Raw genomic sequence first — 15,386 nt, 5'->3', positions numbered from 1 at the left:
TGTCAGCGCTTGCGCGCCAGGGTCAAGCCGTCCGCGACCGTGAGCATCACCGACTCCATGCGCTCGTCCGCCGACACATGGTCGTTGAACGCCCGGATCGCCGCCGCGCGCCCGGATGCCGTCGGGTCCTGCACACGCCCGTGCAGAAAGACGTTGTCCACCGCGATCAGCCCGCCCTCGCGCATACGCGGCACGAGCGCGTCCCAGTACGCGATGTAGCTCTCCTTGTCGGCGTCCAGGAACGCGAAGTCGATGTGCGGCTCCTCCGGCATGGCGGTCAGCGTCTCCAGCGCGTCGCCGATTCGCAGGTCGACCCGGTCCGCGACGCCCGCCTTGGCCCAGGCCTCGCGCCCGTACGCCGTCCACTCCTCCGAGATGTCGCAGGCGACCAGGGTCCCGTCCTCGGGCAGGGCCTGCGCCATGGCCAGAGCGGAGAGTCCGGTGAAGGTGCCAACCTCGACGATGTGCCGTGCTCGCGTCAGCCGGACGAGGAACGCCAGCAACGGCGCCTGCTCCTGGGCGACTTGCATGCTCGCGGCGTCGCCGAGCTGCGTCCGCGTGGTCTCGATGAGCTCCCGCTGCACCGGGTCGAGCGGCGGGTTGTGCGCCAGAACGTACGCGTACAGGGCGGGCGTGACCGGAACACCTTTTATGTTCGGCGCGCCGTCGGTCTGCTGATCGGAGGAAGGAGTAGACATGCCGCCATCTTTGCTCAACCAGCCGCCGCAAGCAGCACGGCTCGCAGAATCTCCTCCCCCGCCGCGACACCGCGCCGGTCAACGGCCGTGACCTGCGGGGCCGTCCAGCCGGTTTCGGCCAGTTCCCCGTGGCTGGGCCGCCAGCCGCGGTCGCCCGCCAGAAGCAGGTCGGCGTCGAGCAGCGAGTCGCCGGCCGTAAGGATCTCCCGGCTCCCGGAGCGGCGGGCGATCTCGGCGACCGCCGCGCTCTTGGTGAGCGGCTGGGGGACCGCGTAGACCTTCCGGCCCTGGAGCGAGACAGTCCAGCCGCGCTCCTCCGCCCAGGCCGCGAGGTCCTTGACCCACGTGGCGGGAAGGAGGGCGCGATCGACGACGAGGTACGCGAAGAGGTCCTCGGCGACCCGCTCCTTCAGCAGCCAGGCCGGGTCCGCCGTGCGCACGAGATGCTCACGGACCTCTGCGAGCGGCGCGCAGCCCGCGTCCAGCGTGGCCAGGACCTGCGTGTGCCAGTCGGAGTCGGGCACGCCGTCGACGAGGATGTGGCCGCCGTTCGCGCAGATCGCGTAGCGGGCGGCGGGTCCGGGCAGGCTGATCCGGCCGTACTGCGCGCGGGTCCGGGTCGTGGTGGGGACGAAGACCGTCTCTCGCGCCAGCCGGTCGAGGAGCACGGCCGCGGCCTCCGTCATGTACGAGAGCGGCGTGCGCTCGTACACCTCTACGCACAGCAGCCGAGGGGCCTGCGCGTCCGGCATGTCCAGGGCAAGGGCCGCGGCGGAGTAGATCAGCGTGCGGTCGAGGTCGCTGGCGACGAGGACAGGGCCGGTGGCCCGGGCGATGCCGCCTCCGGCGAGGCCGGCGAGGGAGCTCATCGGGTCGTCACCGCCTTGCCGTCGGCGCCGGTGGCGCCCCGGGTGTAGCGCGGGTGGATGAGGCCGACGCAGGTGTAGGGCAGATCGTCGGTCTCCTCGACGGGGACGCCGCGCTGCTCGGCGAGCAGCGCGATGTGGTCGAGGTCGGCGCCGGCTCCGCGCCGCGCGAGGATCCGCCAGGGTACGCGGCGCAGCAGGACGCGTGTGGTCTCGCCGACGCCCGGCTTGACGAGGTTGACGTCGCGGATGCCGTACTCCTCGCTGATCCGCTCGACGGCCGCCCACCCCTCCCAGGTGGGCGAACGGTCCGCCCCCAGCAGGTTCTTGACGTCCACCGCGACGTCGTCGGCGACCTCGTCGAAGCGCCCGCCGACGGTGTCGATGAAGGTGCCCGAGACGTCGGAGTCCGCGAGGTCGCGGTAGAACTTCGCGCCGTGGAACTGGCCGGGCCCGACGAGGTCGGAGCGGAGCACCGTACGCGAAATGAGCCCCGAAACCGTGGAGTTGAGGCAGGCGGAGGGGATGAGGAAGTCCTCGCGCGTGCCGTAGGTGCGCACACAGCCGCCGGGGTCGGCCAGCACGGCGATCTCCGGGTGGAAGCCGGGGAAACCGGCCAGGGCGTCGGCGAGTTCGCGGGTGATCGCGCCCTTGCCGGTCCAGCCGTCGACGAAGACGACGTCGGCCGGGTCGTGGTGGGCGGCCAGCCAGCGCAGCGCCGTGGTGTCGATGCCGCGCCCGCGGACGATGGAGATGGCGTAGTGCGGAAGGTCCAGTCCGTGCGCGTGCCGTGCCCAGCGCCGCATCAGGACGCCGATGGGCGTCCCGGCGCGGGCCAGCGACACCAGGACGGGGTTCGCACCGGAACCGCTCCGGCCCGCCCGGCGCGGGAGTTCGGCCAGCACGGTGTCGGTGACGGTGCCCACGGCGCGGGCGATGCGGGTGGCGGAGGCGTCGAGCGCGGCGCGGAACAGCTGCTGGTACTCGGCGCTGGGCTGGTACTCGACGGGCAGCGACTCCGCGTAGTGCGCCCCGCCGCGCTGAATGGCCTCCTCGCGCTCCTCGGTCGGCGCTTCGAGCCGTACGGCGGAGAAGTCCTGGAGCAGCCAGCCGACGTCGTCGGGGGCGTAGGAGGAGAAGGCGGGACCGCGGAGCGGTTCTGGCGGATGCGGTGCCCCGAGCGTCGCGGCGGCGCTCCGCGGTGCGGCCGTCACGTCGGGTGCGTAGCTGGGGACGACGGCGAGCAGCAGGCGGTCGGTGTGCGCTGCGAGGAGTTCCAGCAGCCCGCCGGGACCGTGCAGCTCGGGGGTGTCGGCGGCGGAGTCGACGACGGCGACGACGGCGTCGAAGCCCGCGGCGGCGACGTTGTACGCGAAGCGTTCGCCCGGTCCGTCCGCCGGATCGTCGTGCGCGGGGAAGGCCAGCCGGGTGCGGATGGCGTATCCGGGGTCGTCGACGGCCAGGACCGGTGACCGCGTGCTGGTCGAGAACCGTACCTCGGCGTCCACGACCTCCTCCAGCGCGGTGGCGAGGCGCAGCGGCGCATACATCAACTCCTCGCAGCCGAGGACGAGTACGCGCGGGGCGGGTGAGCTGGTGCGCTGCCGCTCCCGGGAGGTCGGAAGCGCGGTCCGGTGCGCACCGGTGGCCCGCAGCGCGTCGCCGATGCGCACGGCCATCCCGGGCAGGGCGGCCTCCAGCCGGGCACGGTGCTCAGGAGTGAAGCCGTGCCGTCCGCCGTCGGGCAGCGCGGCGGGCCAGCCGAGGTCGAGGCGTTCGGCGCGGGTCCGTACGGGCGCGGCGGGCTCGCCGTCCTGCTCGTGCTCCTCGACGAGCGCCTGCCCGCGGGCCAGCACATCGTCCGGGAGCCGCACCGTGCCCGCGGCCAGGGCCACCAGGTCGACCCGCGCGCCGAGTTCGGCCGCGAACGCCTCCAGCCGGATCCGGTCGGCGGCCGACCGCATGTCGACCAGGGCCACGATCACATACCGCTCGCGCGGGTAGCGGGCGTGCAGCGCGGCGATGGTGTTGAGGACGGTGTTGCCGGTGGAGAACTCGTCGTCGACGAGCACCAGCGGCCCGTCGCCCGTCAGCAGCGCCGGGTCCTCGGGCAGCAGCAGATGCGAGGTGGCGTGGCTGTGGGCCTCCTCGAAGCCGCCCGCCGGTTCGACGCCGTGCACGGGCCGCCGGGTCGAGTGCAGATACGGGGCGAGGGCCAGCCCGTCGGCGACGCTGTGGCCGAGACCCGTCGCCGTCTCCGCGTAGCCGACGACCACCGCGCGGGCCGCCTCTGCGTCACCGAGCAGCTCCCGTACGCGCTCCCCGAGCCGGAGCCCTGCGCCGTAGACGGTTTGCGGCCGCTGCGGTACGTGCTTGCCGAGGACGCTCGAGACGAGCAGGTGCGCGCGCTTGGTGTTGCGGCGCAGGGCCAGCCCGAGCAGCCGGGTCAGTTCCACGTCGCCCTCGAGCCCGACGCCCAACCGGTCCGCGACCCACTGTCCCGACCACTCCATACCGCGCCCATCTCCCGTTCCGGTCGGATCGTCCTGCTCCTGGTGCGTGCTCACGTCATTCCGGTGGTGCGTGCTCACGTCAGCCCGGCCGCCAGCAGCTCCACGAAGCTCACATCCTCGCGGGCCACGCCGAAGACCTCCGCACGCAGCATGGTGCGCTCGGCCCACGCGCGGTGCGGCTTCACCTCGTTCATCTTGTTGATGTACGCGGAACGCATCACACCGCCACCGTCGCGCTCCGGCCGCAGGATGTCCACCGCGTCCGTGAACTCCTCGTGGCTGACCACCGACAGCACGTGCACGGGCGTGACGTGCGAGGGGTGGATGCAGGTCTTGCCCTGCAGACCGTTTGCCCGGTCGAGCTCGACCTCGCGCAGCAGACCGTCCATGTCGTGCTCGATGAGCGCGGTGCGCAGCTGTTCGGCGCGGCCGGTGAAGGGGCTGCGCCGCAACTGGGGCTTGAACATCCGCTCCTGGACGCGGAAGTACTCCCAGACCGGGCCCGTCACCGTGAAGCCCGTGCCGTCGGCGCGGCCCAGGGTGTTGACGACATCGGCGATGACGGAGGCGACGATCTGGACGTCGTACGCGGTCATGTCGGGAGCGCGGCGCAGCCCGTACGCCGAGCAGAAGTCGGTGACGCCGAGGCGGAGCGCGAGGACCCGGTCGCGGTACTTGTCGACGGTCCGGCGGATGCCGCCGAGCGTCTCGACGCGGCTCTCCAGGTGCAGCAGCTCCGGCGATTCGAGGACGGGCATGGCGTAGAGGCGGTGTCCGCAGGCCGATTCGGCCGCGACCAGTGCCTCGAGGAAGGGCACCCCGCTCTCCTCGGTGAACTTCGGGAGCACGAATCCGGACAGGCGCCGGACGGCCGCTCCGAGGCGGGCCGCGAGGTCCGGGATCTGCTCCGGCTCGCGGACCCGTATGAACAGCAGGGGCAGATCCCGGCCACATGCGTCGAGAGCGACGAGCTGCCGTACGAGATTCTCCTCGGCGGCGCTCACCTCGGTGTCGTCGATGGAGTCCTCCAGGCAGAGCACCATCGACATCACACCGCCGGAGGCCCGCTTGAGCACGTCGTCGCAGAGCCGGGGGCGTGTGGCGGGGCTGTAGAGCGTCGCGCCGAGGGCGACGGCGAGGGTACGGGAGGGCGAGTCCGCGGTGAACTCCACCGGCTGCCGGTGGAACAGGTCCGCACGGACATCGGGCGGCACATGCCCGAAATGACGCATACATCTCCCCGTACTGCAGATCCGCCATGACTTGATCTGGCCGGTTATCGTACGTGCAGGCAGGGGTCAAAAGTTCCCCAAGCGCGTGAAAAAACAGGTGGCCCGCGTGCATCGGCGGAGTTCTCTCCCCCAGAACCGCGCGCGCTGTGCGCCCGGGTCCGCTCCTCCCCCCGACCGCACCAGCACGGCATCCCACGTTGTCGTGGCCACTACCGGGAGGGCAGGATTGCGGCCATGACGCACGTGATGCTGAAGGGGTCCAACCTCCCGCTCGAGGCAACGGCCGTACGGGCCGTGCTGCGCTGGACGCCGGGCCCGGACGTGCCGGATGTGGACGCCTCGGCCCTGCTGCTGGGCTCCCACGGCCGCGTGCGCTCGGACGAGGACTTCGTCTTCTACAACCAGCCGCACCACCCCTCCGGCCTGGTCCGGCATCTGTCGAAGCAGCGGCTGGCGGAGGGTCTGACCGACACCGTCGAGGCGGACCTCGCCGCGCTGGACGCCTCGGTGGACCGCGTGGTGCTCGCGGCCTCGGCGGACGGCGGCCCGTTCGGACTGGTGCGGGACCTGCGGGTGCTGCTGTATGACGCGGGGGCGGCGGCCGGCGCGGAGCCGATCGCGACATTCGACGTGCGGCCGGAGACGGGCGACGAGTCGGCACTGATCTGCGGCGAGCTCTACCGGCGCGGGGACGGCTGGAAGTTCCGCGCGCTGGGGCAGGGCTACGAGACCGGACTGGTCGGCCTGGCCACGGAGTTCGGCATCTCCGTGGACGAGAGCGACGCGGCGTCCGATGCCGCCGGGCAGGAGCCCTCCGCCCCGCCCCAGCCGCAGCCCCCGTCGCAGGACGCACTCCAGGCACAGCCGCAACCCCAGGCCCAACCGCGGCCGCAGCCGCAGCCCCAGCCGGAACCGGCACCCGTCACGGAGCCGGTCCAGCCGGGCTACGGATATCCGCTGCCGCCTCCGGCCCCACCGCAGCGGCAGCCCGCCTACGGCTACCCGCAGCAGCCCGCGTACGGATACCCGCAGCATCCGGCGCCCGCCTTCACGCTGCCGCCGCAGGGGCCCCAGTTCCAGCAGCACCCCTGAGGCCGCCGCGGCCCCCGGCCAGGACGCGGACGGAGGCGCTGCTTCCGGCTCGGACCCCGTTCCGCCGGCTCCTCGGGCTCGGCTCCGGGTGTCGCCCCTCAGACCTTGCTCTTGTAGCCGCGGCCCCACTGGAGCCCCCACCCGTAGAGGCGGTCGAGCTCGGCCTGGAAGCCGTAGACGTACTTCACCTCGCGCCGGACGGTCAGTTCGCCCTTGGTGTTCTCGATCAGCACCACGGCACACGAACGGGCCTGCGGGGCGCGCTCGTCGAGTCCGATCTCGATCCGCGGACCGTTGCTGGGGTAGAGCGTGACGACCGCGTGGGTGCGGTCGAAGGCCGGCGTGCCGTCGTAGATGTAGACGAAGACCAACAGACGCTTGAAGTCGTCCCGGTGGTCCATGTTGATGTAGATCGTCTCGCCAGACCCCGATCCGAACCGGTCATCGCCGCTGAGCTTCACATACGGCGGCGAGTTGATGTCGCCGAAGAAGCTGCCGAGCGGCTGTACGACACCCTTCGTACCGTCCTTGAGCTCGTAGAGACAGGCGAGGTCCAGGTCGATCTGCACTACCGCCGGGCCCTGGGCCTGCACGATCTCGGGCTTGAACAGCTTGAACGGATGGCGCAGCAGGCTGCTGCTCCGCCCGGATCCGCCGATGTCCGAAGTCCGCATCCGCCAGGACAGATTGACGCGCAGATTGCCTGTGGCCGCGCCCTGCTTGGTGAGCGAGACGACCTGCCGTCGCTTCGTCAGCTCGATCGCGTACGAGGACACGCTGCCGCTGTCGAAGCCGTTCCCGCCGCCGAACCGCCAGTTGCTCCAGAACGACACTTCCTACCCCCATTCATCGACGATCCCGGACGGCACGCACCGACCCGTCCGCCCCCGCATTCCGGCCGGCCCGAGCGATCCCGTGCCGGGCCGTTCTCCCAACCGATCGGGGCGGCCACCAGGCTCAGTGCCTCGTAGCCGCCCCGCATCAGAGAGCGTTCCTCATTCGGGCCGCGATCACACTCCCGAAGAGACCTCGGACTTCTCCTCGGACGTGCCGCCCTCCTCCTCCGCGAGGGCGCGGTTGCGGCGCACCGAATCCCAGAAGGACCAGGCGATCAGGGCGACACCGATGAGACCGGTGACGATTTCGTTGACCTGGAACTTGATGGTGACGAGAAGGAGGACGGCGAGCGCGCCGATGGCGTAGTGCGCGCCGTGCTCCAGGTAGACGTAGTCGTCGAGGGTTCCCTGGCGGACCAGGTACACCGTGAGCGACCGGACGTACATCGCGCCGATGCCGAGACCCAGCGCCATCCAGAAGATGTGGTTGGTGATGGCGAAGGCGCCGATGACTCCGTCGAAGGAGAACGAGGCGTCGAGCACCTCGAGGTAGAGGAACATGAAGAACGCGGCCCGGCCGGCGAGGCCGATCACGGTCGGCTCCTTCCCCGCCTTCCTGGCCTCCTCCTCGGCCTCCTGCTCGCGCTCCTCCTCTTCCTCGAGTCGGTTCTCGAAGTGGCCGGAGAGTCCGCCCACGAGGAGATAGGTGATCAGGCCCGCGACACCGGAGAGCAGGACCGTGGCCGACTTGTCGGCGTGGCCCGAGCTCACATGGGCCTCGGGGGCGAAGTACATAGCCGAGAGCAGCAGGGCGATCAGGGCGATGCACACCGACAGCATGTCGATCCGGCCGATCCGGGCGAGCGGCTTCTCGATCCAGCCCAGCCACTTGATGTCCCGCTCCTCGAAGATGAAGTCGAGGAAGATCATCATCAGGAACATGCCACCGAACGCGGCGATGGCCGCGTGGGCGTCGGTGACCAGATCCTCGTAGGTGTTCGGCTTCTTGATCGCCAGATCGACGGCTTCGATCGGGCCGACCTTGGCGCTGATCGCGACGATCACGACCGGGAAGACGAGGCGCATTCCGAAGACGGCGATGAGGATGCCGACGGTGAGGAAGATCCTCTGCCAGAAGGCGTTCAGCTTCTTCAGCACGCCGGCGTTGACGACCGCGTTGTCGAAGGACAGCGAGATCTCGAGGACGGAGAGGATCAGGACAATCCCGAAGGCCTCCCATCCCCAGCCCCACGCGGCCGCGGCGAGACCGATCGCCGTGATGGCGAACGACCAGCCAAAGGTTCTCAGAAGCACTGGCTACCCAATCGTTAGCGGGGTCCCCCGCGCGCAGTGCGCGGACTTTACGAAACGTTGACCCCGAAGTCTAGAGCGATGCCGCGCAGCCCCGACGCGTACCCCTGGCCCACCGCCCGGAACTTCCATTCACCGCCGTACCGGTAGACCTCGCCGAAGATCATCGCGGTCTCGCCGGACGCGTCCTCGCTCAGGTCGTAGCGCGCCAGCTCCTGGCCGTCGGCCTGGTTCACCACGCGGATGAACGCGTTGCTGACCTGGCCGAAGGTCTGCCCGCGGGCGTCCGCGTCGTGGATCGACACGGGAAAGACGATCTTGTCGACCTGGGCGGGCACCTTGGAGAGGTCGACCAGGATCGACTCGTCATCGCCGTCGCCCTCGCCGGTGAGGTTGTCGCCGGTGTGCTCGACCGAGCCGTCCGGGCTTTTGAGGTTGTTGTAGAAGACGAAGTACTCGTCACCGAGCACATGCCCCGACCGGCACAGCAGTGCGCTGGCGTCGAGGTCGAACGGCGCGCCCGTGGTCGAGCGTGCGTCCCAGCCGAGGCCGACCATCACCTGCGTGAGATTCGGCGCTGCCTTGGAGAGGGAGACATTGCCTCCCTTGGCGAGTGTGACGCCCATGATTCTGCATCCTCCCCTGGTGCTCCGATGCCCGGCCGCCGCACCCTCGGCCCCTGGGGCTTCGTGGATGCGGCGGCCGGGCCCGTACTCTGCTGCAGATCAGACGTTGACGCCGAAGTCCTGCGCGATGCCGCGCAGGCCCGAGGCATAGCCCTGGCCGATGGCGCGGAACTTCCATTCCCCGCCATGCCGGTACAGCTCGCCGAAGACCATGGCGGTCTCGGTCGAGGCGTCCTCGCTCAGGTCGTAGCGCGCCAGCTCATTGTTGTCGGACTGGTTCACGACGCGGATGAACGCGTTGCGGACCTGGCCGAAGCTCTGCTGACGGGTTTCGGCGTCGTAGATCGACACCGGGAACACGATCTTCTCGACATCCGCGGGCACGGCGGACAGGTTGACCTTGATCTGCTCGTCGTCGCCTTCGCCCTCACCGGTGATGTTGTCACCGGTGTGCTCGACGGAGCCATCGGGGCTCTTGAGGTTGTTGAAGAAGACGAAGTTCTGGTCGTTCGAGACCTTGCCCTCGGCGTTCGCCAGCAGGGCGCTGGCGTCGAGGTCGAAGTCGGTGCCGGTGGTGGTGCGGGCATCCCAGCCCAGACCGACGATCACCGCGGTCAGGTTGGGGGCTTCCTTGGTCAGCGAGACGTTGCCGCCCTTGCTGAGGCTGACTCCCACGAGTCCTCCCATTGAGATCGAGGAGCACTGCGTGCCCCCGTCGTGCGTTGGCATCGGATCAACGAACTGATCCTAGTGAGCGGTTCCCCTGACCACAGCCTTTCGACCGACTTGGGGTGGTTCCGGGTCGCGGCCGCGGGAGGGGCGGCTCTCCTCCCGCCCCGGCTATAGGTTGTCCAGGGCCTTGATGTACTCGTTCAGGTCGCGGGCGTCGGGCAGACCGTTGACGACCGTCCAGCGCACCACACCCTCCTTGTCGATGATGAAGGTGCCGCGCACGGCGCAGCCCTTCTCCTCGTCGAAGACGCCATACGCCCGCGAGGCCTCGCCATGTGGCCAGAAGTCCGAGAGAAGGGGGTAGTCCAGACCCTCCTTCTCGGCGAAGACCCGGAGCGTGAACGGGGAGTCGTTGGAGACGGCGAGAAGCTGCACGTCGTCGTTGACGAACTTCGGCAGCTCGTCACGCAGGGCGCACAGTTCGCCGGTGCAGACGCCGGTGAACGCGAACGGATAGAAGAGCAGTACGACGCTCTTCTCGCCCCGGTAGTCCGAGAGCCGCACGGCCTCGCCGTGCTGGTTCTTCAGCTCGATGTCCGGAGCCTTCGCGCCGACCTCGATCGCCATGAGTCCTGGGTCCCCTCTCGGAAAGAGCCGGGTCGGGCACGTGCCCGACCCGGCACCTGCGGTTTCGCAGCCCAGTCTGTCACCGCATGCGCCCGCCCCGGCACGGCGCCCCGGGGCAGGGCGGCACGGGCGGCGTCACCGCGGCGCGGACGGGTGGGCCGGCCGGAGCGGCCCTCAGCGCGGAGCAGCCCTCACCGCGGAGCAGCCCTCACCGCGCCCGGGCCGACGTGGCGGCAGCCGGGACGGTCCGCAGTGTGGAGGGGTTATCGCTTGCCGGTGCGGGCGGCCTTGGGAGTGACCAGGCGGCTGCCGGTCCAGTCCTTGCCCGCATTGACACTGCTGGTCTGCGCCAGGCCGGCGGTCTGCGCGGCCTCGCCGATGTCGCTCGGCTCGACGTATCCGTCACGCCCGGTCTTCGGCGTCATCAGCCACACCGGGGCTCCGGCGTCGATCATCGTGGTGGCGTCCACCAGCGCGTCCGTCAGGTCGCCGTCGTCCTCGCGGAACCACAGAACAACGGCGTCGGCCACGTCGTCGTAGTCCTCGTCGACGAGCTCCTGGCCGGTGACGGCCTCGATACCCTCGCGGAGCTCCTGCTCGACGTCGTCGTCGTAGCCGATCTCCTGGACCACCTGTCCGGGCTGGAAACCCAGCCTCGCGGCAGGGTTGGTCCGCTCCTCCGCGTGGTCCGCGGTCGCGCTCACGGATTGCCTCCTGTCATGTCCTGGGAATGTCTGTCGGCTCGCGCGTGCGCGAGCCATTGGGCGTAGTCCACACGGGCCGGGCTGTTCGCGCAAGTACCCGGCCGCCGATCCCGCCCAAACGTTGACGTGTCGCCGTAACTCCCATCATGAAGGAACGGCTGGGGTGATTCACGCCACATGATTCTGCCCGGTTTGTGGGGTCGTGTTCCCCTCGCGTCGCCACCCCGGCACGGGAACGGACCGGCCCGGCGGCGAACAGCAGTACGCAAGGATGCGACGACGTGGGCGTATCGTTGCGATTTGGCCGTCTCCCGTCCGGCGACGCCGAGCAACGCCCCGTCTCACACGGTGGCGGTTACCCCTCGGTAGAGATGACGTTTCCGCCTTCGGAGGTACACGATGGAGGCGGCGCGACCCAGCAGAGCACTACCGAACAGCGAAGGAACAGCGTGGCTTCCGGATCCGATCGCAACCCGATCATCATTGGCGGCCTTCCCAGCCAGGTCCCGGACTTTGATCCCGAAGAGACCCGGGAATGGCTCGACTCGCTCGACGCAGCGGTCGACGAGCGAGGCCGCGAGCGTGCCCGCTACCTGATGCTCCGCCTGATCGAGCGAGCCCGCGAGAAGCGCGTGGCCGTGCCCGAGATGCGCAGTACCGACTACGTCAACACCATCGCGACGAAGAGCGAGCCGTTCTTCCCCGGCAACGAGGAGATCGAGCGCAAGATCCTCAACGCGACCCGGTGGAACGCCGCGGTGATGGTCTCCCGTGCGCAGCGCCCGGGCATCGGTGTCGGCGGCCACATCGCCACCTTCGCTTCCTCGGCGTCGCTCTACGACGTGGGCTTCAACCACTTCTTCCGCGGCAAGGACCAGGGCGACGGCGGCGACCAGGTCTTCTTCCAGGGGCACGCCTCCCCCGGCATCTACGCCCGCGCCTATCTGCTGGACCGGCTGAACGAGCAGCAGCTCGACGGCTTCCGGCAGGAGAAGTCGAAGGCGCCCTACGGCCTGTCCAGCTACCCGCACCCGCGGTCCATGCCGGACTTCTGGGAGTTCCCGACCGTCTCCATGGGTCTCGGCCCGCTCGGCGCGATCTTCCAGGCCCGGATGAACCGCTACATGGAGGCGCGGGGCATCGCGGACACCTCCAAGTCCAACGTCTGGGCCTTCCTCGGCGACGGTGAGATGGACGAGCCCGAGTCGCTGGGACAGCTCACCCTTGCGGCGCGCGAGGGCCTGGACAACCTGACCTTCGTCGTCAACTGCAACCTGCAGCGCCTCGACGGCCCGGTGCGCGGCAACGGCAAGATCATCCAGGAGCTGGAGTCGGTCTTCCGCGGCGCCGGGTGGAACGTGATCAAGCTGGTGTGGGACCGCAGCTGGGACCCGCTGCTCGCGCAGGACCGCGACGGTGTGCTGGTCAACAAGCTGAACACCACCCCCGACGGTCAGTTCCAGACGTACGCGACCGAGACCGGCGCCTACATCCGCGACCACTTCTTCGGTGACGACCACCGCCTGCGCCAGATGGTCGAGGGCATGACCGACGACCAGATCCTCCATCTGGGACGCGGCGGTCACGACCACCGGAAGATCTATGCGGCGTACGCGGCGGCCCAGGCGCACAAGGGCCAGCCGACCGTGATCCTCGCGCAGACCGTCAAGGGCTGGACGCTCGGCCCCAACTTCGAGGGCCGCAACGCGACCCACCAGATGAAGAAGCTGACGTTCGACGACCTCAAGGGCTTCCGCGACCGGCTGCACCTGCCGATCCCGGACAAGGAGCTGGAGTCCGGTGCCCCGCCGTACTACCACCCCGGCCGCGACTCGGACGAGATCCAGTACATGCACGACCGGCGCAAGGGCCTCGGTGGCTACGTACCGACCCGTTTGGTGCGTTCGAAGCCGCTCAACCTGCCGGACGACAAGGCCTATGCCTCGATCAAGAAGGGCTCCGGCAGCCAGAAGATCGCCACGACGATGGCGTTCGTCCGGCTACTGAAGGACCTCATGCGGGACAAGGAGATCGGCAAGCGGTTCGTGCCGATCGCCCCGGACGAGTACCGCACCTTCGGCATGGACTCGCTGTTCCCGACGGCGAAGATCTACAACCCGCTGGGTCAGACCTATGAGTCCGTGGACCGTGAGCTGCTGCTCGCCTACAAGGAATCGCCGACCGGACAGATGCTGCACGACGGCATCTCCGAGGCGGGCTGCACCGCCTCGTTGATCGCGGCGGGCTCCGCCTATGCGACGCACAGCGAACCGCTGATCCCCGTGTATGTCTTCTACTCGATGTTCGGGTTCCAGCGCACGGGCGACCAGTTCTGGCAGATGTCCGACCAGCTCGCGCGCGGCTTCGTCCTCGGCGCGACCGCCGGCCGTACGACGCTGACCGGTGAGGGTCTCCAGCACGCCGACGGCCACTCGCAACTGCTCGCCTCGACCAACCCGGGCGCCGTCTGCTACGACCCGGCGTTCGGCTTCGAGATCGCCCACATCGTCAAGGAGGGTCTGCGCCGGATGTACGGCTCCTCCGACGATCACCCCCATGGCGAAGACGTCTTCTACTACCTCACCGTCTACAACGAGCCGATCCAGCACCCTGCCGAGCCCAGCGGTGTCGACGTCGAGGGCATCCTCAAGGGTCTCCACCGCTTCCGGGCGGGCGAGAACGGGGCCATCCCGGCTCAGATCCTCGCCTCCGGCGTGGCGGTGCCGTGGGCGCTCGAGGCGCAGCAGATCCTCGCCGACGACTGGAACATCAAGGCGGACGTCTGGTCGGCGACCTCCTGGAACGAGCTGCGTCGCGACGCCGTGGAGACGGAGGAGCACAACCTGCTCCACCCGGAGGAGGAGCAGCGCGTCCCGTACGTGACACGGAAGCTCCAGGACGCCGAGGGCCCCAAGGTGGCCGTGTCCGACTGGATGCGGGCGGTCCCGGACCAGATCGCGCGCTGGGTACCGGGCACCTACCAGTCCCTCGGTGCCGACGGGTTCGGCTTCGCCGACACCCGTGGTGCGGCCCGCCGGTTCTTCCACATCGACGCCCAGTCGATCGTCCTCGGAGTGCTCACCGAGCTCGCCAAGGAAGGCAAGATCGACCGCTCGGTGCTCAAGCAGGCGATCGACCGCTACCAGCTCCTCGACGTCGCGGCCGCCGACCCCGGCCCCGCGGGCGGGGACGCGTAACCTCCCGCATCGCACACCATCTCCTCGGCCCCGACCGGCTCGCCCGGCCGGGGCCGAGCGGGGCCCGTACCCGTGGGCGAGCGCCCACGACACCACGGACGCATGCGCAAGACCAGCGGGCGGTCGGTGCTCTGAGGGACGATGCGGCCGCGGGATGCGTCGCCGAGGGCCCCTTGTCGTATGTCCTCATCACGGCTTCCTTCCCTGAGAGTTCAGCTCTTCCAGACCTCAGCTCTACGAACCTTCAGCTCCGCCGAACTCAGGCCTGGTGGCCCCCTCGGCTCTCCCGGGCCTCGCGCTCTCCCATCCCTCAGCTCTCCCAGACCTTGAAAGCCCGTACCTGGTAAGGGGATTGGGGCACCCACGTGCCGCCGCCCGGATAGGTTTCGAATTCACCCGTCTCGGCGCACTCCGCGCTCTGATACGTGGTGACGGGCCTGCCGGTGCGGTTCGCCAGCGAGGCTGCCGCGATGCCGCGCGGCAGCCGCACACAACTCTCGATGTCGATCTGCGACAGCTCATAGGTAAGACGACGGGAGCCGAATGAGTCCTTCTGCCAGAGACATAGTTGGCCCGCCTCGCAGCCGCCAAGCCTCGGAGCAGCGGCGGCCGATGGTGCCGCGAAAGCCGTGGAGGCCACGGAAGCCGTAGGAGCCGCGGAAGCCGCGGTGACGAATGCACTGGGAAGCAGAGCGGCCGCGAACACCGCGATCAGCACTGCAACCCGGGCGCGAAAGGCGACCCTTGCGGACGTACGGGCCGGGCCCCGCCGTGCCCCGGCACCGTCGCAGTCAACCGCAACGCCCCTCCCGCCGGTACCTGCCGCATTGAAGGGTTCGGTCGCCCTCGGCGTGTCTGCAGCTGTCTTACGCATCTTCATCACTCCCCGTGTTCTGCGGTTCTGCTTCTCTTACACCGCAGACCCGCTCCGGGTTCCGGGTCACGGCACGGGAGTTCGCCATCCGGTCACAGAAGCCGACCGCGCGTCGTCCCAGCAGCCCCCACAGCCCAC

The 15,386-nt window shown here is 69.5% G+C and carries 13 protein-coding genes; 2 read left to right on the top strand and 11 right to left on the bottom strand.

Annotated features, from left to right (window positions below):
- Nucleotides 1-2: 2 nt before the first annotated feature.
- From AB0M26_RS13575 to AB0M26_RS13560, 4 genes are all read right to left on the bottom strand, one after another.
- Nucleotides 3-698 carry an O-methyltransferase gene (locus AB0M26_RS13575; protein WP_365259346.1) on the bottom strand — a complete coding sequence of 232 codons (696 nt, stop codon included), beginning with the start codon at nt 696-698 and terminating at the stop codon, nt 3-5.
- A 14-nt stretch (nt 699-712) separates the two neighbouring features.
- Nucleotides 713-1,567, bottom strand: coding sequence for an HAD family hydrolase (locus AB0M26_RS13570; RefSeq protein WP_365259344.1), 855 nt, complete (start codon nt 1,565-1,567; stop codon nt 713-715).
- Nucleotides 1,564-4,077 (bottom strand): phosphoribosyltransferase, encoded by a 2,514-nt coding sequence (locus tag AB0M26_RS13565; protein ID WP_365259446.1) that lies wholly within the window; start codon nt 4,075-4,077, stop codon nt 1,564-1,566. The genes AB0M26_RS13570 and AB0M26_RS13565 overlap by 4 nt, the downstream gene beginning before the upstream one ends.
- Before the next feature lie 74 nt (nt 4,078-4,151).
- Nucleotides 4,152-5,309 (bottom strand): HpcH/HpaI aldolase/citrate lyase family protein, encoded by a 1,158-nt coding sequence (locus AB0M26_RS13560; RefSeq protein ID WP_365259341.1) that lies wholly within the window; start codon nt 5,307-5,309, stop codon nt 4,152-4,154.
- A gap of 234 nt (nt 5,310-5,543) precedes the next feature.
- Between AB0M26_RS13560 and AB0M26_RS13555 the strand changes: the two genes are divergently transcribed.
- Nucleotides 5,544-6,401: a TerD family protein gene (locus tag AB0M26_RS13555; protein WP_365259338.1), complete on the top strand. Its 858-nt coding sequence runs from the start codon at nt 5,544-5,546 to the stop codon at nt 6,399-6,401.
- A gap of 98 nt (nt 6,402-6,499) precedes the next feature.
- Here AB0M26_RS13555 and AB0M26_RS13550 read toward each other — a convergent pair whose 3' ends face one another.
- From AB0M26_RS13550 to AB0M26_RS13525, 6 genes are all read right to left on the bottom strand, one after another.
- A complete protein-coding gene (locus AB0M26_RS13550) occupies nt 6,500-7,234 on the bottom strand; it encodes a Tellurium resistance (protein ID WP_365259335.1) in 735 nt (244 codons plus the stop codon).
- A gap of 177 nt (nt 7,235-7,411) precedes the next feature.
- Nucleotides 7,412-8,551, bottom strand: a complete 1,140-nt coding sequence (locus AB0M26_RS13545; RefSeq protein ID WP_365259332.1) for a DUF475 domain-containing protein — start codon at nt 8,549-8,551, stop codon at nt 7,412-7,414.
- Between the two features lie 47 nt (nt 8,552-8,598).
- Nucleotides 8,599-9,174 (bottom strand): TerD family protein, encoded by a 576-nt coding sequence (locus AB0M26_RS13540; protein ID WP_365259329.1) that lies wholly within the window; start codon nt 9,172-9,174, stop codon nt 8,599-8,601.
- A 99-nt stretch (nt 9,175-9,273) separates the two neighbouring features.
- Complete coding sequence (locus AB0M26_RS13535; protein WP_365259326.1) at nt 9,274-9,849, bottom strand: TerD family protein; 576 nt, start codon at nt 9,847-9,849, stop codon at nt 9,274-9,276.
- Between the two features lie 165 nt (nt 9,850-10,014).
- The gene (locus tag AB0M26_RS13530) at nt 10,015-10,473 is read right to left on the bottom strand and encodes a peroxiredoxin (protein ID WP_365259323.1); all 459 of its coding nucleotides are present in this window, start codon (nt 10,471-10,473) and stop codon (nt 10,015-10,017) included.
- A 263-nt stretch (nt 10,474-10,736) separates the two neighbouring features.
- Nucleotides 10,737-11,177 (bottom strand): DUF3052 domain-containing protein, encoded by a 441-nt coding sequence (locus tag AB0M26_RS13525; RefSeq protein WP_365259320.1) that lies wholly within the window; start codon nt 11,175-11,177, stop codon nt 10,737-10,739.
- 449 nt (nt 11,178-11,626) lie between these two features.
- Here AB0M26_RS13525 and aceE point away from each other — a divergent pair, with 449 nt between their 5' ends.
- On the top strand, nt 11,627-14,374 hold the full coding sequence (aceE, locus tag AB0M26_RS13520; protein WP_365259317.1) for a pyruvate dehydrogenase (acetyl-transferring), homodimeric type: 2,748 nt from the start codon (nt 11,627-11,629) through the stop codon (nt 14,372-14,374).
- 310 nt (nt 14,375-14,684) lie between these two features.
- Here the strand turns inward: aceE and AB0M26_RS13515 are convergent, their stop codons facing one another.
- On the bottom strand, nt 14,685-15,092 hold the full coding sequence (locus AB0M26_RS13515) for a peptidase inhibitor family I36 protein (RefSeq protein ID WP_365259314.1): 408 nt from the start codon (nt 15,090-15,092) through the stop codon (nt 14,685-14,687).
- Nucleotides 15,093-15,386: the final 294 nt, after the last annotated feature.

This window comes from Streptomyces sp. NPDC051776 (assembly GCF_040681345.1).
Lineage (GTDB): Bacteria > Actinomycetota > Actinomycetes > Streptomycetales > Streptomycetaceae > Streptomyces.
The sequence above is the reverse complement of the archived record's forward strand: the minus strand, read 5'-3'. Positions and strand labels throughout refer to the sequence as shown.